Below are 18651 nucleotides of genomic sequence, written 5' to 3' on the forward strand. Positions count from 1 at the left end.
CGCCGTGATCCGCCAGGCCGGGCGGGCCCCGCGATCAGGGCGGCCCGCGGTACGCGATCTGGTCGAGCTGGTGCGGATGCCGGCGGCGCTGTCGGTGCCCGGCGACGTGGTGGCCGGTGCTGCGGCAGCCGGCGTGCTCGACCGCCGTACGGCCGGACTGGCCTGTGCGTCGGTCTGCCTGTACTGGGCGGGCATGGCCGCCAACGACTGGGCCGACCGCCACGTGGACGCCGTCGAACGCCCGGAGCGCCCCATCCCGTCCGGCCGGGTCTCCCCCGGCGCGGCGCTGGGCGTCGCCGCCGGGCTCACCGCCGGGGGCGTGTCGGTGGCGGCGCTGATCGCGGGATCGCGAGCGGGTGCGGTCGCGGCGGCGCTGGCGGCGGCGGTGTGGGCCTATGACATCACGGTCAAGGACACTCCGGCGGGCCCTGCGGCGATGGCCCTGTGCCGGGTGCTCGACGTGCTGCTCGGCGCCTCCCCCCGCGGGCGGGCGGACAGAGCGCTCCCCGCGGCCCTGCCCGCCGCGCTGACGGTGGGCGCCCACACCTACCTGCTCACTCTGCTGTCCCGGCGCGAGGTGTCGGGCGCCGGGCCGCACCTGCCCGCCGGGACGCTGGCCGCCACCGTCGCCCTGGCCGCGACCGTCTGCCGCCGCCAGGGGTGGACGCAGAACGCGCTCGCCGCCTGGTACGCCGCACGCTTCGGCCTCGCCCAGGCCCGCGCCACCGCCGACCCCTCCGCCGCCGCCATCCGGGCAGCCGTCGGCAGCGGGATCACCGCGCTGCCCGCGCTGCAGGGCGCGCTCACCGCGCACGCCGGCGCGGAGGGCGCCGGACTGGCCGTGGCCGCGGCAGCGCCTCTGAGCAGGATCCTCGCCACGAAGGTGTCACCGACATGACCGGCGCGAGCACGAGGGGCACGACCGAAGGAGCCGCAGCGAGCACCGCCGTCGGGGCGGCTGGAGCGACCGCGCCGCGGGCGCTGCGGTTCGGGTACGGCACCAACGGATTCGCCGACCACCGGCTGGAGGACGCGCTGGACGTCATGGCCGCGCTCGGGTACGACGGGGTGGCCCTGACCCTCGACCACGATCACCTGGATCCCTATGCGCCCGGAGCGGCCCGGCGGGTCGCGGCCGTCGCGGACCGGCTGCGCGATCTCCAACTCGGCGTGGTCGTCGAGACCGGCGCCCGCTACCTGCTCGACCCCTGGCACAAGCACGCCCCCACCCTGCTGCACGACGACGGCCACCTGCGGCTGGACTTCCTGCGGCGGGGCGCCGCCGTCGCCGCCGACCTCGGCGCCGAAGCTCTCTCACTGTGGGCCGGGGTACGGCCCCCCTCCGTCCCGGACCACCTGGCCTGGGAACGGCTCGTGGACGGCTGCGCGCACCTGCTGGACGCCGCGACGGTACCGCTCGGCTTCGAGCCGGAGCCGGGGATGCTGGTGGCGACCATCGCGGACTGGCGGCGGCTGCGTGACGCGCTCGGCCGCCCCGAGGGTTTCGGGCTCACCCTCGACATCGGGCACTGCCGCTGCCTGGAGCCGGACCCCGTGCCCGGCTGTGTGGAGTCCGTCGCCGAGCACCTGGTGAACGTGCAGATCGACGACATGCGCCGGGGCGTGCACGAGCATCTGGAGCTCGGCACCGGGGAGATCGACTTCCCGCCCGTCCTGGCCACCCTTGCCGCCTGCGGCTACACCGGGCTGGTGGCGGTCGAGCTCCCCCGGCACTCGCACGCGGCGCCTGAGGTCGCCGCCCGCTCGATCGCGTTCCTCCGCGCGGCGGAACGCTCAGCCGGGGAAGGGAGCCGGTGATGGACGCTCAGGAGCTGCTGACCGTCCTCGATCAGGACTGGGTCATGGAGGCGTGCGCGGAGGTGGGGCGGCGGCCGGAGGAGGTCGGGCGGCGGTTCGCGGCCGCCGGGCGCCGCGCGGGCCGGGCGCCGCTGGCCGGGGCGCGCGGCTGGCGTGCCGACGAGGCGGTCCGGGCGGTGTTGCTGGCCGCGCTGCCCGCGGAGAGACTCGCCGAACGGCTCTCTCTCCTGTACGCCGAGGCCACCGCCGAGGAGAAGCTGGCCGTGCTCAAGGCGCTGCCGCTGCTGCCGGTCGGGGCGGAGGTCGTCCCGCTGCTGGAGGACGCGATCCGCACCAACGACGCCCGGCTCCTGGCCGCCGCGCTCGGCCCTGCCGCCCGGCACCTGGACCAGGCGACGTGGCGGCAGGCCGTGCTCAAGTGCGTGTTCACCGGGGTGCCGCTCGACGGCGTGCACGGTCTCGCCCAGCGGGCCGACGCGGAACTGGCCGCCATGCTCGCCGGGTTCGCCGCCGAGCGCGCCGCCGCCGGCCGCACCATGCCCGCCGACGCCGCCGCCCTCCTCGACCGTCTCATCCAGCGAAGCCGGACCGGCTGATCCGGCAGTGGGAGGCCTGATGCGAATCTTCGACCCGCACATCCACATGACCTCGCGCACCACCGACGACTACCGGAGGATGGCGGCGGCGGGCATCCGCGCCGTCGTCGAGCCTGCCTTCTGGCTGGGCCAGCCGCGTACCAATCCCGGCTCGTTCGTCGACTACTTCGACTCCTTGCTCGGCTGGGAGCCGTACCGGGCCGGATCGTTCGGCATCCGCCACCACGCCGCGATCGCGCTGAACCCCAAGGAGGCCAACGATCCCCGCTGCCGGCCGGTGCTCGACCTACTCCCCCGCTACCTGGACAAGGACGGTGTGGTCGCGGTCGGCGAGATCGGCTACGACTCGATGACGCCCGAAGAGGACGACGTGTTCGCCCGGCAGCTCGCCCTCGCCGTCGAGCACGGCCTGCCGGCACTGGTCCACACCCCGCACCGCGACAAGGCCCGGGGGACTCGGCGGACCCTCGACGTGGTGGCCGCCTCCGGCATCCCGCCGGGCCGGGTCCTCGTCGACCACCTCAACGAGCTCACCGTCGGCCAGGTGCACCAGTCCGGCTGCTGGATGGGCTTCTCCCTCTACCCTGAGACCAAGATGTCGCCGCCCCGGATGGTCGAGATCCTGAGCCGGCACGGGCTGGAGCGGATGCTGGTCAACTCCGCGGCCGACTGGGGGAGGTCCGACCCGCTGCTCACGGTGGAGACCGCGCGAGCCATGCTGGCGGCGGGCTTCGACGAGGACGACGTCGACAAGGTGATGTGGCGCAATCCCGTGGAGTTCTTCGGCCAGTCGGGCCGGCTCGACCTGTCCGAGGCCGACCAGGCGGAGCCGGCGTTCCAGGGCAACTCGATCCTGCGCGGAGGAAGCTGATGCGGCTGCGCGACCCGGCCGGGCGCGTCCTGCATCTGGGCTACTGCACCAACGTCCACCCCGCCGAGGACCTCCGTGGCGTCGTCGCGCAACTGGACGAGTTCGCCGTGCCCGTCCGCGAACGGCTGGACGCGCCCGTGCTCGGCCTGGGCCTGTGGCTGGCCGCGCCCGTGGCGGCCGAGCTGGCCGCCGACCCCGCGGGCCGCCGGCGGCTGCGCCGCGAGCTGGCCGCCCGGGGGCTGGAGGTCGTGACCCTCAACGGCTTCCCCTACCGGTCGTTCCAGGACCCGGTCGTCAAGCACGCCGTCTACCAGCCCGACTGGACCAGCCGGGAGCGGCTGTCGTACACGCTCGACCTGGCCCGTGTCCTGGCCGACCTGCTGCCCGCAGACGCCGTACGCGGCTCGATCTCGACGCTGCCGCTGGCCTGGCGCGAGCCCTGGGACACCGGCATGGCCGGGCGGGCCGCTCGGCGGCTCGACGAGCTGGCGAAGCGGCTGGCCGGAATCGAGGCGGCGACCGGGCGCGTCATCAGGGTGGGCTTCGAGCCGGAGCCCGGCTGCGTCATCGAGACGACGGCCCAGGCCGCGGCCCGCCTCGCCGGGGTGGACACGGACCGGCTCGGGATCTGCCTCGACCTGGCCCACCTGGCGTGTGCCTGGGAGCGGCCGGCCGACGCCCTGCGCACGCTGTGGGGGGCGGGCCTGCCGCTGGTGAAGGTCCAGCTTTCGGCCGCTCTGGAGAGCGCCGAGCCCGCGGCGCTGCGGGAGTACGCCGAGCCGCGCTTCCTGCACCAGACCCGCAACCCCGACGGCGGGGCGGCCGACGACCTCGGCCAGGCGCTGGCGGCCGGTCTCCCGGCGCCCTGGCGGGTGCACTACCACGTGCCCCTGCACCTGCGGCCCGAGCCGCCGCTGTCGGCCACGACGGGCGTGCTCCGCGAGGCCCTGGCCGAGCTGGTCGCCCACGGGGCGTGCGATCACTACGACGTGGAGACCTACACCTGGAACGTGCTGCCGCCGGCGCATCGTCCCCGCACCTCGCAGGAGCTCGCGGCGGGGATAGCCGCCGAGCTGGCCTTCGCCCGCGACCAACTCCACCGTCTGGGAGTTCGCCCATGACCTCTCCACGGGGAAGCGCGCGCGGCGCCTCGCATCTCGTCCTCGACGTGGTCGGGCTCACCCCCCGCCTGCTGGCCCACATGCCCCGCCTGCGGGCGGTGGCCGGGACCGGCTTCCAGGCCCGGCTCGGCACCGTCCTGCCCGCCGTCACCTGCCCCGTCCAGTCGACGTTCCTGACCGGGCTGCCTCCCTCCGCGCACGGCATCGTGGGCAACGGCTGGTACTTCCGCGATCTGGGCGAGGTGCTGCTGTGGCGCCAGCACAACGCCCTCGTCCGTGGCGAGAAGGTCTGGCAGGCCGCCCGCCGGCGCAGGCCCGGCTTCACCGTGGCCAACATCTGCTGGTGGTACGCCATGGGCGCCGACGTCGACTGGACGGTCACCCCACGGCCGATCTACCACGCCGACGGCCGCAAGGAACCCGACTGCTACACCTACCCTCCCGGGCTTCACGACGAGCTGACCGCGCGCCTCGGCCCGTTCCCGCTGTTCTCCTACTGGGGGCCGGGGGCGGGCATCGCCTCCTCTGCCTGGATCTGCGCGGCCACCCGGCACGTCATGACGACCCGCGACCCCGACCTGACCCTCGCCTACGTGCCGCACCTCGACTACGACCTCCAGCGGTACGGGCCCGGCGACCCCCGTTCGGCCGCAGCCGCGGCCGAGCTGGACGGGGTGCTGGCGCCGCTGCTGGACGCCGCCCTCGACCGGGGGACGACGGTGACCGTCCTGTCGGAGTACGGCATCACCGACGTGTCCCGGCCGGTCGCGGTCAACCGGCTGCTGCGCGCGGAGGGCCTGCTCCACGTCCACACGCAGGCCGGTATGGAGTACCTGGACCCGTGGACCTCCCGCGCCTTCGCCGTGGCCGACCACCAGGTGGCCCACGTCTACGTACGGGACCCGGCCGACGTGCCGGCCGTGGCGAGGCTCTGCGCCGCCCTGCCCGGCGTGGCGGAGGTGCTCGGCGAGGAGCACAAGACGGCCCGCGGCCTCGGCCACCCGCGCTCCGGCGAGCTGGTGCTGCTGGCCGATCCCCACGCGTGGTTCACCTATTACTACTGGCTCGACGACGCCCGGGCGCCGGACTTCGCCCCCCTGGTGGAGATCCACCGCAAGCCGGGCTACGACCCGGCCGAGCTGTTCTTCGACCCGGCCGGCCCGGGACGGGCCAGGCGGCGGGCGGCCCTGGCCCTGCTCAGGAAGAAGGCCGGCATGCGCTACCTGATGGACGTCGTCGGCCTCGACGCGGGCGCCGGCGCCGTCCGCGGCTCCCACGGCCTGCTCCCCCGCGATCCGGAGGACGGGCCCGTGCTGCTGTGCTCCGACCGGTCCGCCGCCCGCGACCACCTCGCGGCGACCGAGGTGAAGGACTTCCTCCTCGGCCGTACCCCCTAGGCCCCGGCCGGTGCGCACAGCGGTGCTCAGAGGGTGGGCATCGTCCCCCGGCTCAGGTGGCGCGGTGCCGGGAGCGGCGGGCCGGGCGGATGTTGGCGTTGAGGTGGAAGACGTTGTCCGGGTCGTAGACGGCCTTCACCGCCGCCAGCCGCCCGTACTTCTCCACCCCGTAGGCCGCCCGTACCCGGTCCGCTTCCCGCTCCGCCTGGAAGTTCACGTACGAGCCGGCGCCCATGGCGTGCGGGAGCACCGCCTCCCAGGCGGCCCGCGACCACGCCCGCTCGGCCGGCAGCGCCTCGGGCGACGTCGTGAGCGCCGTGAAGCAGAGCGTGTGGTGCGGCAGCCGGGACCCGCCGTAGGCGGTGGCGGCGTCGTCCACGGCGCAGAACTCCCCGTCGAGGCGGAACGACGGCATGAACGTCATCGCCGACCCCTTGAGAGCCGCCTGCTCGCACAGCGTGGCCGCCACCCCCGGGGTGATCGCGGCGAGGTCCAGCGCCCTCTCGTAGGCGTGGACGCCCCAGGGGGCGGTGGCGTCCAGGAACGCCTGGAGCCGCGGGTACGGCATGGCGTCGGCGTACGTGAACAGCGGCCTCAGCATGTCCTCGACCCCGGTCACCGTCGCCCGGTGCTCCTCCGCCGAGCCGAATCCCGCGATCAGCAGCGCGTGGCCGGGCCTGGAGCGGTGCGGCGGCGGCACGAACGGCGCGGGCGGCGCGGTCAGCCCGTACGCGGCCAGCACCCCGGCACGCCGGGGCAGCCCGGCGATCGCCTCCTCGATCGCCTGGAGCGCCTCCGGCCCGCGCTCGGCCTCCCAGAACAGCAGCGCGAAGTGAACCTCGGGCCCCACCGGGTGCAGCCGGAAGGTGAAGCCGGTGACGACGCCGAAGTTCCCGCCGCCGCCCCGGATGGCCCAGAACAGGTCGGGATGGTCGCGGGCCGAGGCGTGGACGTACTGGCCGTCCGCGAGGATCAGGTCGGCGGACTCCAGGTTGTCGGCCGAGAGGCCGTGCATCCGGGTCAGCCATCCGAACCCGCCGCCCAGCGTCAGCCCGCCGACACCCGTGTGGCTGACCGTGCCGCCGGGCGTGGCCAGGCCGTGCGCCTGCGTGGCGGCGTCGAGGTCGGCCCAGGTGGCGCCGCCCTCGCAGACGGCGCGGCGGGAGGCGGGGTCCACCCGCACCCGGCGCAGCCCGCTCAGGTCCACCATGAGGCCGCCGGAGGTCACGGCGCAGCCGCCGACGTCGTGGCCGCCGCCGCGTACCGAGATCTCCAGCTCCTCCTCGCGGGCGAACCTGATCGCCGCCGACACGTCGCCGGGGCCGGTGCAGCGGACGATCGCGGCCGGCCGGTGGTCGACGGCGCCGTTCCAGAGCGCGCGGGCGGCGTCGTAGCGGGGGTCCTGCTCCGTGACCACGCGTCCCGTGCACCTCTCGCGCAGCGTCTCCAGCTCACGTTTGATCAGCCGCACCATGACGCCCTCCCGGCCGGCCCTCCCCCAGAGCCGGCGGTCAATGTCAACTCATCGTAGTTTTCGGCGAACCCGTCGTGTCCCGGTGACCGGTGAAATCCTGGTCATGCCCGTCGTCCCGGCCGCCCGCCCCAGCGGACGGGGGCGGCCGTACGGGCTCGGGCCGGGGATCGTAAGATCACCAAGGTGACGATCGGCCCTGTGGCGATGGGTGGCCGGCCCGACGAGGTGCGCGCCCCCGAGGAGTGGCTCACCCCGGTCGAGCGGGAGCGGGCCGCGCGGTTCGCGTTCGACGCCGACCGCGCCGCGTTCGTCGCCGCCCACCTGCTCGTACGGCAGTGCGCCGCGGCCGCCCTCGGCCGGCGCCCGGAGGAGCTGACGCTGCTCCAGCGCTGCGACGTCCACGGCCCCGGCCACGGCCGGCCGTACGTCGAGCAGGCTCCCTCCCTGGGCGTCAGCCTCAGCCACACGCGCGGCTACGTCTGCGCGGCGGCCGGCGACGGGCGGGTGGGGGTGGACGCGGAGCGCGTGCCCGCGGGCCCGCTCGACGGGGCGCTGGCCGAGGTGGCGCTCACCCCCCGCGAGCGTGCCGGGGTCACCCGCAACGACGAGCTGATCCGGCTGTGGGCCCGCAAGGAGGCGCTGATCAAGCGCGGCGAGCTGTCACTGGACCTGCTGCGGACGGCGGAGATCGACTGGGCGGGGCGCCACGTGCTGGAGTGGACGGCCGAGGCGGACGTCATGGTGGCTGTTATCACAGACGCCCCAGCCCGCAGGCTGCCGCTTTCCGAATAAACTGGACGTATGTTCTACAGGAAGCCCTTGGAGGAGCGGATCGCGGACCGCGTGGCCGCGCGCAAGCCGCTGGAGGAGGGCAAGACCTTCGAGCACGGACCGGCGAAGTTCGTGTTCGTCTTCCTCATCGCCGCCGTCGTGATCATGCACGTCGTCGGCGTCGCGATCGTCATGGCCTTCGCCTAGACCAGGTGTTTGGAGCGGACATCTGGGCCGGCGCCGGGGCCGGGCGATCGCCCGTGGGATCGATGAGCGTGCGCTAGATTGGAGATCATGAGCGCGCCCCGCTGGCTTTCCCCCGCCGAGCAGCGTGCCTGGCGCACCCAGCTGGCCCTGCACAAGCTGCTCATGCACCGGCTCGACCGTGAGCTGCAGGCCCACTCGCTGTCCGTGAACGACTACGAGATCCTGGTCAACCTCTCGGAGAGTTCCGGCAGGCGGATGCGCATGAGCGACCTGGCCGACGCCACGATCCAGTCACGCAGCCGCCTGTCCCACCAGATCTCCCGCATGGAGGCCAAGGGCCTGGTCACCCGTGAGGAGTGCCGCGACGACCGGCGCGGCACGTTCGCGGTGCTGACCGACGAGGGCTGGGACACCATCCAGCGCGTGGCGCCCGATCACGTGGCCGGCGTGCGCGAGCACTTCATCGACCGGCTCACCGACGAGCAGCTCGACGCCCTGGAGAGGGCCTACCGGCCGATCGTCGAGCACCTCAAGGAGCTGCGCTGACCCCGTCCCCGCACGGCGGGGCGGCGGGCGCCGACACCCAACCGATATCGGTGACCGGCGCACGCTGATCCGGACGCTCGCTACGATCCGCTCATGCCGAGAAAGCTGCTGCTCGTCGTTCTTGTCGCGCTCATGTCGGCCTGTTCGTCGGGTGGCGGCGCGGAGCTGCCCGCCGGGCCCGACCTGATGAAGAAGGCGTCGGAGGCCATGAAGACGGTCACGTCGGCCACGTTCTCCATCGCCACCGAGGGCAAGCCGAAGGTGCCGCTGAAGAAGGCCGACGGCCGTCTCACCTCGGCGGGCGACGCCGACGGCACGCTCACGCTGGAGGTGCTCGGCAGTCTCCAGGAGATCACGTTCGCGCTCGTCGGCGACACCGTCCACTTCAAGGGGCCGACCGGCGGCTTCCAGCGGCTGACGCGCAAGGAGCTGGCGCAGATCTACGACCCGTCGCTCATCCTCGACCACGACAAGGGCGTCCCCCAGCTGCTGGCCACCGCGGCCGACCCGCGCGTGGAGGCGGAGGAGGACGGCGCCTACCGGGTGGCGACGACGTTCTCCGGCCAGGTGCTCGGCACGATGGTGCCCGGCGTCACCCAGGGCGTCAACGGGACCGTCTGGGTGGACAAGGCGACGAGCCGCCTGCGGAAGGTGGAGCTGCCGCTGCAGGACGGCACGGTCACGGTCGCGTTCAGCGACTACGACGCGCCGGTCACGATCACGCCGCCGCCGGCGGGCTGAGGCCGGCGCGATGGGCTCCTTGACGACGGGACCGGCCGGCGAGGACCCGGCGGTCCGGAGTGACGAGGACCGTCCGGCGAAGGCGGCCCGCCGGGTCGCGCTCGGCGTCGGCGGCGCGGTGGTGCTGCTCGCGGCGCTCGACGCCTACGTGGTGGTGACCGTCCTCATCGACATCGCCGAGGACGTCGGCATCCCGGTCAACCGCCTGGAGCGGGCCACGCCTGTGGTCACGGGGTTCCTGCTGGGGTACGTGGCGGCGATGCCGCTGCTGGGCCGGCTCTCCGACCGGTACGGCCGCAGGCCCCTCATCCACGCCTGCCTGGCGGCGTTCGCGCTCGGCTCGGTGCTGACGGCGCTGGCGGCCGGCGAGGCCATGGTGGTCGCCGGCCGGACCGTCCAGGGCGTGGCGGGCGGCGCGTTGCTGCCCATCACGATGGCGCTCATCGCCGACCTGTGGGGCGAGCGGGAGCGGCCCATGGCGCTCGGCGCCGTGGGAGCGGCGCAGGAGCTGGGCAGCGCCCTCGGTCCGCTGTACGGCGGGCTGCTGGCGGCGCTGCCCCGCACCTCGTTCCTGGGGGTGGAGCTGGGCGGCTGGCACGCCATCTTCTGGATCAACGTCCCGCTCGCCGCCCTGGCCGCCGTCGCGGTGCACCGCTGGGTCCCCCCGCCCTCTCCCCCAGCGGTACGGGCGGACGGCACGGGAGCTGTGGAGCGCGCGGACGGCACGGGCACCGTGGGGCGGGTGGACGGCACGGGGGGCGCGCTGCTGGCGCTCGCCCTGGCCCTCCTCGTGGCCGGCCTCTACAACCCGGACCCAGCCAAGGCCGTCCTCCCGCCCTGGGGCCTGCCGCTGATCGCCGCCGGGCTGCTCGCCGGGGCCGCGTTCGTCCGGTGGGAGATCCGCTCCCCCGTACGACTGCTCGACCTGTCCGGCACCCGCAAGGGGCCGCTGCTGGCCACGCTGGGCGCCAGCTTCCTGACCGGCGCGGCGCTGCTGGTCACCATGGTGTTCGTGCAGTTCACCGCGCAGACGCTGCTGGAGATGGAGGCCCTGGAAGCCGCCGCGCAGGTGCTGGGCTGGTTCCTGATCGCGCTGCCCGTGGGCGCGGTCGCCGGCGGTCTGCTGGCGCGCCGGCTGGGTGACCGTTCCGTCGCCGTGACGGGACTGCTGGTCGCCGCCGTGGGGTACGCGCTGATGAGCCGCTGGCCGCTGGACCTGGCCGGCGCCCGTCCGCAGATGAGCGCCGACCTGGTGGTCGCCGGACTGGGCCTGGGCCTGGTCATCGCCCCCGTGTCGGCGGCCGTGCTGCGCGTCACGCCGGCCGCCCAGCACGGCGTGGCCTCGGCCGCCGTGGTGGTGGCCCGGATGATGGGCATGCTGATCGGCATCGCGGGCGTGTCGGCCTGGGGGTTCTACCGGTTCCAGTCGCTGACGGCGCACCTGGACACGCCGCTGCCGTTCGGCGTCGACCCGGCGGTGTACGCCCGCAGGATGGCGGACTACCTGGCGCGGGTCGACGCCGCGCTGCACCTGGAGTACACCGAGATGTTCCTGGTGACGGCGGTGCTGTGCCTGATCGGCGCCGTGGTCGCCTTCTTCATGCCCGGACGCGGCGCCTGAGCGGGCGGTGTGTCAGGGCGAGAGGATGCGTCCGGGCGGGAGGGCGCGTCAGGGCGAGGGGGTGCGTCAGGGCGAGAGGCGGTGCAGGTCGCGCGGGAACAGCGCCGCCTGCCGGATGTTGGGCGCGCCCGTCAGGCGAGCCGTCCAGCGTTCCAGACCGATCGCGAACCCGCCGTGCGGCGGCATCCCGTGCTCGAACGCCCGCAGGTACCCCTCGTACGGCTCCACGGCCTCGCCGCGGGCGGCCAGCGCGTCCAGGTAGTCCTGGTGACGGTGCAGCCGCTGCCCGCCCGTCACCAGCTCCAGCCCGCGGAACAGCAGGTCGAACCCGTTGGAGTGGCCGGGACGCGCCGGGTCGGGATGCGTGTAGAAGGGACGTTTGACCATCGGGTAGCCGGTGACGAACAGGAACTCCGATCCGTGCTCCCGCAGCGCCCACTCCGACAGCCACCGCTCCTGCGCCGGCGAAAGGTCCGGCTCGCCGTCCTCGCCGCTCATGCGCTTGGCCTCGGTGAAGTGGACGGCCGGGATCTCGGCCGGCACCTCGGGCAGCGCGGCACCCAGGGCCTCGACGGCGGGGGCGGCGCGCAGCCGTACCGACTCCAGCATGCCCGCCAGGGCCTCGCGCAGGACGGCCATCACGTCGCGGTGGTCGCGGACGAACCCCAGCTCGGCGTCCAGGCTCGTGTACTGCGCCAGGTGGCGGGCGGTGTCGTGCGGCTCGGCCCGGAACACCGGCCCCACCTCGTAGACCCGCTCGAACACGCCGACCATCGCCTGCTTGAAGAACTGCGGCGACTGGGCGAGGTAGGCGGGACGGCCGAAGTAGTCGACGGTGAAGACGTTCGCGCCGGACTCGGTGGCCGAGGCGACGAGCTTCGGGGTGTGGATCTCGGTGAAGCCGAGCCGGTCGAGCGTCGCCCGGAACCCGGCCACGCTCGCCGCCGAGATCTCCAGCGGCGCGCGCAGCAGCGGATGCCGCAGCGCGACGGGCGCGTGGTCGAGGACGGCCGGCAGGGCGGCCGGGACGACGGGCCGGTACAGGTCGAACGGCGGCGCCTTGGCGGGCTCCGACAGCACCTCGATGCGGGGCTCGGTGAGCTCTGCCCCGCCTGGCGCGTGCGCGCCGGGCGTCACGAGGCCGGTGACGTGCACGACGCTCTCCTCGGGCGGGAGCACCGTCCCGGGCGGGACGACGACCTGGGCGACGCCGCGGCGGTCGCGGACGAGGAGGAAGGACACGGATTTCAGCCGCCGGCGGCGATGGACCCATCCGGCGATCGTCACTCGTTGGCCGGCGTGCTCCTTGAGCTGCGCCGACAGGACACGAGAGATCATCACTGCTCCTTGGAGGACATGTGTGATCCCTTGGGAGTGCGGGGGAGAAGGGAGCTCCCGGTGCCACCGCACTTTCGCCGCCCCGGACGGGACGGCCTCCGTGACCCGATGACGGGGGTCAGGCCGGCGGGGCATTTCCTCCCCGCACTCGGGAGTGTCTTCGCCGGGAGGCACGGGGCCGCCTTCGCAGCTGCCGGCGGCTCTCTCTGCCCGCGCGGTCTTCCGGCTACTCGTCTCCGTCAACGTGTTAGCCGTGGATGTTAGCCGCCGCCCCCGCGACGAGGCAACGCGATTGCTGCCGGGTCGCGGGGGCCGGGCCGTCACTTCTTCTGCTGAGAGGCGCCGCCCTTGCGCTTCTCGCGGATCTTCATCGTCACCTCGATGGGCGACCCGGCGAAGCCGAACTCCTCGCGGATGCGCCGCTCGATGAAGCGCCGGTACGTCTCCTCCAGCCACCCCGAGGTGAACAGCACGAACTTCGGCGGCTCCACCGACGCCTGGGTGGCGAACAGGATCTTCGGCTGCTTGCCGCCCCGGACCGGCGGCGGCGTCTGCTGCACCAGCTCGGTCAGGAACGCGTTGAGCCTGGCCGTGGGCACCCGCGTCGACCACGACTCCAGCGCCTTCTCCAGGGCCGGGACCAGCCGGTCCACGTGGCGGCCGGTGCGGGCGGAGATGTTGACCCGCAGCGCCCACGGGGTGCGCACGAGCTGCCGGTCGATCTCCTTCTCCAGGTAGTAGCGGCGGTCCTCGTCGACGAGGTCCCACTTGTTGAACGCGACCACCATGGCGCGGCCCGACTCGATCACCAAGCCGATGATGCGCAGGTCCTGCTCGGTGAGCGGCTCGCTGGCGTCGATCAGCACGACCGCCACCTCCGAGCGCTCCAGCGCGGCCCGGGTGCGCATAGCCGCGTAGAAGTCGGCGCCCTGCAGCTCGCGGTCGCGCCGCCGGATGCCGGCCGTGTCGACGAAGCGCCAGGTGCGCCCGCCGAGCTCGATCAGCTCGTCCACCGGGTCACGGGTGGTGCCGGCCATCGGGTCGACCAGCACCCGCTCCTCGCCGGCGAGCTTGTTCAGCAGCGACGACTTGCCGACGTTGGGCTTGCCGAGCAGCGCCACCCGGGCGGGGCCACGCTCGGTGCCGAACGTCTCGCGCGGCGTCTCCGGCAGCGCGTCGAGGACCACGTCCAGCAGGTCGCCGCTGGAACGGCCGTGCAGGGCCGAGACCGGGTACGGCTCGCCGAGGCCGAGTGACCACAGCGCGGCGGCCTCCAGCTCGACCAGCTGGTTGTCGACCTTGTTGGCGGCCAGGATGACCGGCTTGCCCGACTGGCGCAGCACCGAGCCGACGATCTCGTCGGAGTCGGTCGCGCCCACGGTCGCGTCGACCACGAACACGATCACGTCGGCCAGCTCGACCGCGACCTGCGCCTGCTCGGCGATGCGCAGGCCCATGCCGGTGGCGTCGGGGTCCCAGCCGCCGGTGTCGACGACCGTGAAGCGCTTGCCGCGCCAGTTGGCCTCGTAGGTCACCCGGTCCCGGGTCACGCCGGGCACGTCCTCGACGACCGCCTCCCGGCGGCCGATGATGCGGTTGACCAGCGTGGACTTGCCCACGTTCGGCCGTCCGACGATGGCCACGACGGGCAGCGGACCGCTGTCGTCGTGCTCTTCCGTTAGTGCGAGGTCGTCGAGATCAGCCTCGACCCAGTCCCCCGTAGACACGATGTTTCATCCTTAGTGAGTCCCGCACCTGTTCAGGCGCGCTCGTAGTGCTGGCCGCCGGAGCCGCTCCGCGCCGCGGAACCGCTCCGCTCCTCGACCAGTCTCAGCACCTCCGCGATGACCTGCTCCAGGTTCAGCGCGGTGGTGTCGAGCTCGACGGCGCCATCCGCCATCGAGAGTGGATCGGTCTTGCGTGTCGAGTCGAGCCTGTCGCGCCTGGCCAGCTCGGCCTGCTGGGCCTCGACCGTCGTCGCCGGCCCCGTGGTCGCGGTGGACTCGGCGGCGCCGGACAGCTCCGCGTGGCGGCGCTGGGCGCGGGCCTCGGCGCTGGCCGTCAGGTAGATCTTGAGCGTCGCGTCGGGCGCGACGACCGTGCCGATGTCACGGCCCTCGACCACGATGCCGCCGTCGCCGATGATCCGCCGCTGCAGGGCCACGAGCCGGGCCCGCACCTCGGGCACCGCCGCGACCAGCGAGACGGCGCCGGTCACCTGGGCGCCCCGGATCGGCCCCGCCACGTCCACGCCGTCGATGTGGATCGACGGGGCGTCGGGGTCGGTGCCGGAGACGATCTCGGGCTCGACGGCCCGCGCCGCGACCGCGTCGGTGTCGGCCGGGTCCACGCCCTGCTCCAGCACCCACCAGGTCATCGCCCTGTACATGGCGCCGGTGTCGAGGTAACGCAGGCCGAGGGCCTTGGCCACCCCGCGCGACGCGCTCGACTTGCCCGACCCCGAAGGGCCGTCCATGGCGACGACCAGACCGGCCACGGCCTCTCCTTCTTCACGCGCTCAAGGCTCTTGCTCGACCTCAAGAGGCTACCGCCTCGCGCCCCTTCCGGCGTCCGCCCGCGTCCTCCCGCGCCTGGCGGAGCGCGCCGCCGGGACGGCCGGTGCTGCAGGCCGTAGGAGCGCAGAGCCGTGGCAGTCCGGTAAGGGGCCGTATGACGAGTAAGGGGCGGCATTCCGGTTAGGGACCGTACATGGTCGAACGGGTTACGGTGGTGGTGGCCACCAGGAATCGACGGCGCGCGCTGGCCGGGTCCCTCCCCCACCACCCACGCCCCGTCATCCTGGTCGACAACGGCTCCACCGACGGCAGCCCCGGCTTCGTCCGCCGCCACTTCCCCGGCGTCACCGTCGTCGAGGCCGGCCGGAATCTGGGCGCGCCAGCCCGCAACGTGGGCGTGCGCATGGCGCGGACCCCGTACGTGGCCTTCGCCGACGACGACTCCTGGTGGGCGTCCGGGGCGCTGGCACGGGCGGCGGACGTCCTCGACGCGCACCCACGCCTGGCCGTGCTGGCCGCCCGCGTCCTCGTCGGTTCCCAGGAGCGCCTCGACCCGGTGTGCGAGGAGATGGCCCGCTCCCCGCTCGGCCACGACCCGGACCTGCCCGGCCCGAGCGTGCTGGGCTTCCTCGCGTGCGGCGCGGTGGTGCGCAGGGACGCCTATCTGGAGGCCGGCGGGTTCGACGACGTCATCTTCTTCTTCGGCGAGGAGGAACGCCTGGCCATGGACCTGGCCGCGAAGGGCTGGGGTCTCGCCTATGTCGACGACGTGGTGGCCCACCACCATCCGTCCCCGTCGCGGGACCCGCGCGGGCGCAGGGAGCTCGCCACGCGCAACTCCGTGCTCACGGCCGTGCTGCGCCGCCCGTGGAGCGTGGTCGCCCGGCGCTCGCTGGCGGCACTGCGTCAGGGCCCGCGCGGCTGGCGGGGGCTGCGCACGGCCGTTCCCCGGCTGCCGCTGGCGCTGGCACAGCGGCGCGCGCTGCCCCCGGCGGTCGAGCGGGCCCGCCGGCTGCTGGAGGACCGCCGATGAGCCCGCGCCACGCGCCGGGGCCAGGGGACGACGAAGGGCCGCCGGGCCCCTGGAAGAGCAGGGAGCACGCGACCGGAACCGGAGACGGCCGGGGGCGCGCGACGGCGGACGCGCGGGTCAGCGCCGTCGTGATCACCTGGAACAGGCGCGAGGAGGTGCTCAGGTCCGTCGGCCGGCTGCTCGCCCTCCCCGAACGCCCGAAGGTCGTGGTGGTCGACAACGGCTCGGACGACGGCACCGCCGAGGCCGTGTCCGCCGCGTACCCCCGGGCGGACGTGGTGGCGCTGCGCGAGAACCTGGGCGCCGTCGGCCGCAACCTCGGCGTGCAGCGGCTGGACACGCCGTACGTGGCGTTCGCCGACGACGACACCTGGTGGGAGCCCGGCTCGCTGGCCCGCGCCGCCGACGTGCTCGACGCGCACCCGCGCCTGGCGGTCGTCACGGCCCGCATCCTCGCCGAGCCCGGCAGCCGGGAGGACCCGATCGTGCCGGAGCTGCGCGACTCCCCCGTACGCGGCCCGTCCTGGCTGCCAGGCCCGGCGCTGGGCAGCTTCCTGGCGGGCGCGTCGGTGCTGCGCCGGGACGCGTTCCTGCGGTGCGGCGGGTTCTCGCGGCGGCTGTGGCTGGGCGGCGAGGAGGAGTTGCTGGCCGTCGACCTGGCGACCGCCGGCTGGGAGCTGTGCTATCTGGAGGAGCTGACCGTCCACCACGAGGCGTCCAGGAACCGTGACGCCCACGCCCGCAGGCGGGTGGGGCTGCGCAACACGCTCTGGTTCACCTGGCTGCGCCGCCCGGTGCGCGCGGCGATGCGCCGCACGCTGCACCTGGCGCGGACCGTGCCGCACGACCGCGTCTCCGCGCTCGCGGCCCTGGACGCACTGCGCGGCCTGCCGTGGGTGCTCGCCGAACGCCGCAGGGTCCCCGAGCGGGTGGAGGTCCGCCTGGCGAGCCTGGAGCAGGCCCAGGCCACCTCGCGGGCCCGCCGCTACGTCTCCTGACCCACAGGCCGCCCGGGTACGGCAAGACGGCCGTCCGAGGGCGGCCGTGCGGGCCGGTCAGGGGACCTGCCAGCCCCGCTCGTGCAGGGCCCGGGTGAGGACCGGCGCCGCGTCCGGCTGGACCGACACCTCGGCGATGCCCAGCGGCAGGCCCGGCGCGTGCTCCAGCCGCACGTCCTCGACGTTGACGCCGACCTCGTCGCACACCTGGAACAGCTTGGCGAGCTGGCCGGGACGGTCGCCGATGACGACCTGGACCATCACGTAGGAGGAGGCGGGACCGCCGTGCTTGCCCGGGATGCGCCCGTGGCCCGCGACACCCCGCTTGAGGAGCTGGGTGATCTCACCGGAGGCGGTGCCGTCGCCGCCGGCCAGGGCGCGCAGCGCGGACGCCGCCTCGGACAGGTCGCGCGAGACCGCCTCCAGGACCTCGGCGACGGGCGCCGCGTTGCCGGCCAGGATGCCGAGCCACAGCCCGGGGTCGCTGCCCGCGATCCGGGTGACGTCGCGCACGCCCTGCCCGGCCAGCCCGAGCGCCACCTCGGAGGCGTCGGCCAGGCGGGCCGCCACGGCCGAGGCGGTCACGTGGGGCGCGTGGGACACCACGGCGACGGCCCGGTCGTGGTCGTCGGCGTGTACCTCGACGGGGTTGGCCCCGCACAGCTCCACCAGGCGCAGCACCGCGGCCCTGGTCTCCGGGGAGCTCTCCGGGGTGGGGCAGAGCGCCCAGGGCCGGCCCAGGAACAGGTCGGCCCGCGCCGCCCCCGGACCGGACCTCTCCCGCCCGGCCAGCGGGTGCGAGGCGACGTACGCGCCCAGGTCGCAGCCGAGCCGGCGGGCCCCGTCGATGGGGACGGCCTTGACGCTGGCCACGTCGGTGTAGTGGGTGGCGGCGCCGGCCCGCTGGAGGGCGAGCAGCTCGGTGGCGACGTGAGCGGGCGGCACCGCGATCACCGCGAGATCCGCCCTCTCGGCGCCGGTCACGCCGCCCGCGCCGTCCGCTCCGGTGGCCGTCGCGGGCTGGGGCTGCCATTCCTCGCCCGCGCCCAGCTCACGCGCCAGGCGCATCGCGCCCTGGTCGCGGTCGGAGAGCAGCACGCGAACCCCGTGCCCGCGCAGCGCCAGCGCCACGGAGGTGCCGATGAGACCGGTGCCGACGACGAGCACGGTGCGGAGTTCGGAGGCCATGTCGATGTCCTGGGTCGTGTTCCGGGTGATCCGGGCCGGGTGGGCGGGCGTCGCTACTGGGCGATGTCCTGGCGCAGGGCGATCGCGCCGCGCAGGTAGACGTGCTGGATCTCCGAGCGCGGCTTGTCCGTCTCGACGTGCGCCATGAGCCGTACCACGCGGGGCAGCGCGCCCGGCACACCGATCTCGGTGCAGCAGATGAGCGGCACCTCATGGAAGCCAAGCTTACGCGCCGCCAGCGCCGGGAACTCGGCCGTCAGGTCGGGTGTGGCGGTGAACAGCACGCTGATCACGTCGTCGGTGGTGAGCTGGTTGCGCTCCATCAGCGCGGCGACGAGCTCGGTCGTCCCCTCGATGATCGCGTCACGGCTGTCGGCGTCCACCTGGATCGCCCCGCGGATCGCCCGCACCATTG

General features: G+C 74.3%; 19 protein-coding genes. 13 read left to right on the top strand and 6 right to left on the bottom strand.

Translation table 11 applies throughout. The features are described 5' to 3' along the window. The first annotated feature begins 4 nt into the window (after positions 1-4). The 6 genes from ACIBG4_RS02170 to ACIBG4_RS02195 are packed head-to-tail and all read left to right on the top strand — an operon-like array spanning position 5 to position 5803. Complete coding sequence (locus ACIBG4_RS02170) at positions 5-898, top strand: SCO3242 family prenyltransferase (RefSeq protein WP_397200290.1); 894 nt, start codon at positions 5-7, stop codon at positions 896-898. After that, on the top strand, positions 895-1818 hold the full coding sequence (locus tag ACIBG4_RS02175) for a sugar phosphate isomerase/epimerase family protein (RefSeq protein ID WP_397200291.1): 924 nt from the start codon (positions 895-897) through the stop codon (positions 1816-1818). Before ACIBG4_RS02170 ends, ACIBG4_RS02175 begins: the two co-directional genes overlap by 4 nt. Then, positions 1818-2414, top strand: coding sequence for an EboA domain-containing protein (locus tag ACIBG4_RS02180; protein ID WP_397200292.1), 597 nt, complete (start codon positions 1818-1820; stop codon positions 2412-2414). The genes ACIBG4_RS02175 and ACIBG4_RS02180 overlap by 1 nt, the downstream gene beginning before the upstream one ends. 19 nt (positions 2415-2433) lie before the next feature. Next, positions 2434-3285, top strand: a complete 852-nt coding sequence (locus ACIBG4_RS02185; protein WP_397200293.1) for a TatD family hydrolase — start codon at positions 2434-2436, stop codon at positions 3283-3285. Continuing rightward, the gene (gene eboE, locus ACIBG4_RS02190) at positions 3285-4406 is read left to right on the top strand and encodes a metabolite traffic protein EboE (RefSeq protein WP_397200294.1); all 1122 of its coding nucleotides are present in this window, start codon (positions 3285-3287) and stop codon (positions 4404-4406) included. The genes ACIBG4_RS02185 and eboE overlap by 1 nt, the downstream gene beginning before the upstream one ends. Then, positions 4403-5803 carry a nucleotide pyrophosphatase/phosphodiesterase family protein gene (locus ACIBG4_RS02195; RefSeq protein ID WP_397200295.1) on the top strand — a complete coding sequence of 467 codons (1401 nt, stop codon included), beginning with the start codon at positions 4403-4405 and terminating at the stop codon, positions 5801-5803. The genes eboE and ACIBG4_RS02195 overlap by 4 nt, the downstream gene beginning before the upstream one ends. Before the next feature lie 52 nt (positions 5804-5855). On the opposite strand, the gene ACIBG4_RS02200 is transcribed toward ACIBG4_RS02195, so the two are convergent. After that, positions 5856-7277: an FAD-binding oxidoreductase gene (locus ACIBG4_RS02200; RefSeq protein ID WP_397200296.1), complete on the bottom strand. Its 1422-nt coding sequence runs from the start codon at positions 7275-7277 to the stop codon at positions 5856-5858. 183 nt (positions 7278-7460) lie between these two features. Here ACIBG4_RS02200 and ACIBG4_RS02205 point away from each other — a divergent pair, with 183 nt between their 5' ends. From ACIBG4_RS02205 to ACIBG4_RS02225, 5 genes are all read left to right on the top strand, one after another. Beyond that, a complete protein-coding gene (locus ACIBG4_RS02205) occupies positions 7461-8069 on the top strand; it encodes a 4'-phosphopantetheinyl transferase family protein (protein WP_397200297.1) in 609 nt (202 codons plus the stop codon). 9 nt (positions 8070-8078) lie between these two features. Then, complete coding sequence (locus ACIBG4_RS02210) at positions 8079-8255, top strand: hypothetical protein (protein WP_310716726.1); 177 nt, start codon at positions 8079-8081, stop codon at positions 8253-8255. Positions 8256-8342: 87 nt separating this feature from the next. After that, positions 8343-8801, top strand: a complete 459-nt coding sequence (locus ACIBG4_RS02215) for a MarR family winged helix-turn-helix transcriptional regulator (protein ID WP_397200299.1) — start codon at positions 8343-8345, stop codon at positions 8799-8801. Between the two features lie 93 nt (positions 8802-8894). Beyond that, entirely contained in the window at positions 8895-9542 is a 648-nt protein-coding gene (locus ACIBG4_RS02220) for an LppX_LprAFG lipoprotein (protein WP_397200300.1), read from the top strand. A gap of 19 nt (positions 9543-9561) precedes the next feature. Beyond that, on the top strand, positions 9562-11163 hold the full coding sequence (locus ACIBG4_RS02225) for an MFS transporter (RefSeq protein ID WP_397200301.1): 1602 nt from the start codon (positions 9562-9564) through the stop codon (positions 11161-11163). A 66-nt stretch (positions 11164-11229) separates the two neighbouring features. Here ACIBG4_RS02225 and aspS read toward each other — a convergent pair whose 3' ends face one another. The 3 genes from aspS to cmk form a co-directional block, all read right to left on the bottom strand. After that, positions 11230-12501: an aspartate--tRNA(Asn) ligase gene (gene aspS / locus ACIBG4_RS02230; protein ID WP_397200302.1), complete on the bottom strand. Its 1272-nt coding sequence runs from the start codon at positions 12499-12501 to the stop codon at positions 11230-11232. A 320-nt stretch (positions 12502-12821) separates the two neighbouring features. After that, positions 12822-14228: a ribosome biogenesis GTPase Der gene (gene der / locus ACIBG4_RS02235; protein WP_355452855.1), complete on the bottom strand. Its 1407-nt coding sequence runs from the start codon at positions 14226-14228 to the stop codon at positions 12822-12824. A 32-nt stretch (positions 14229-14260) separates the two neighbouring features. Further along, entirely contained in the window at positions 14261-14998 is a 738-nt protein-coding gene (cmk, locus tag ACIBG4_RS02240; RefSeq protein WP_397200303.1) for a (d)CMP kinase, read from the bottom strand. Positions 14999-15210: 212 nt separating this feature from the next. On the opposite strand from cmk, the gene ACIBG4_RS02245 reads away from it, so the two are divergent. Together ACIBG4_RS02245 and ACIBG4_RS02250 are read left to right on the top strand one after the other, a co-directional pair. Next, complete coding sequence (locus ACIBG4_RS02245; RefSeq protein ID WP_397200304.1) at positions 15211-16050, top strand: glycosyltransferase family 2 protein; 840 nt, start codon at positions 15211-15213, stop codon at positions 16048-16050. Beyond that, positions 16047-17048, top strand: coding sequence for a glycosyltransferase family 2 protein (locus ACIBG4_RS02250; RefSeq protein WP_397200305.1), 1002 nt, complete (start codon positions 16047-16049; stop codon positions 17046-17048). Before ACIBG4_RS02245 ends, ACIBG4_RS02250 begins: the two co-directional genes overlap by 4 nt. Before the next feature lie 57 nt (positions 17049-17105). Here ACIBG4_RS02250 and ACIBG4_RS02255 read toward each other — a convergent pair whose 3' ends face one another. Further along, entirely contained in the window at positions 17106-18236 is a 1131-nt protein-coding gene (locus ACIBG4_RS02255; RefSeq protein ID WP_397200306.1) for a prephenate dehydrogenase, read from the bottom strand. A 53-nt stretch (positions 18237-18289) separates the two neighbouring features. Further along, positions 18290-18649 carry a chorismate mutase gene (gene aroH / locus ACIBG4_RS02260; RefSeq protein WP_310716707.1) on the bottom strand — a complete coding sequence of 120 codons (360 nt, stop codon included), beginning with the start codon at positions 18647-18649 and terminating at the stop codon, positions 18290-18292. Between the last annotated feature and the right edge of the window lie 2 nt (positions 18650-18651).

The organism is Nonomuraea sp. NPDC050383 (genome assembly GCF_044459125.1).
Classification (GTDB): Bacteria; Actinomycetota; Actinomycetes; order Streptosporangiales; family Streptosporangiaceae; genus Nonomuraea.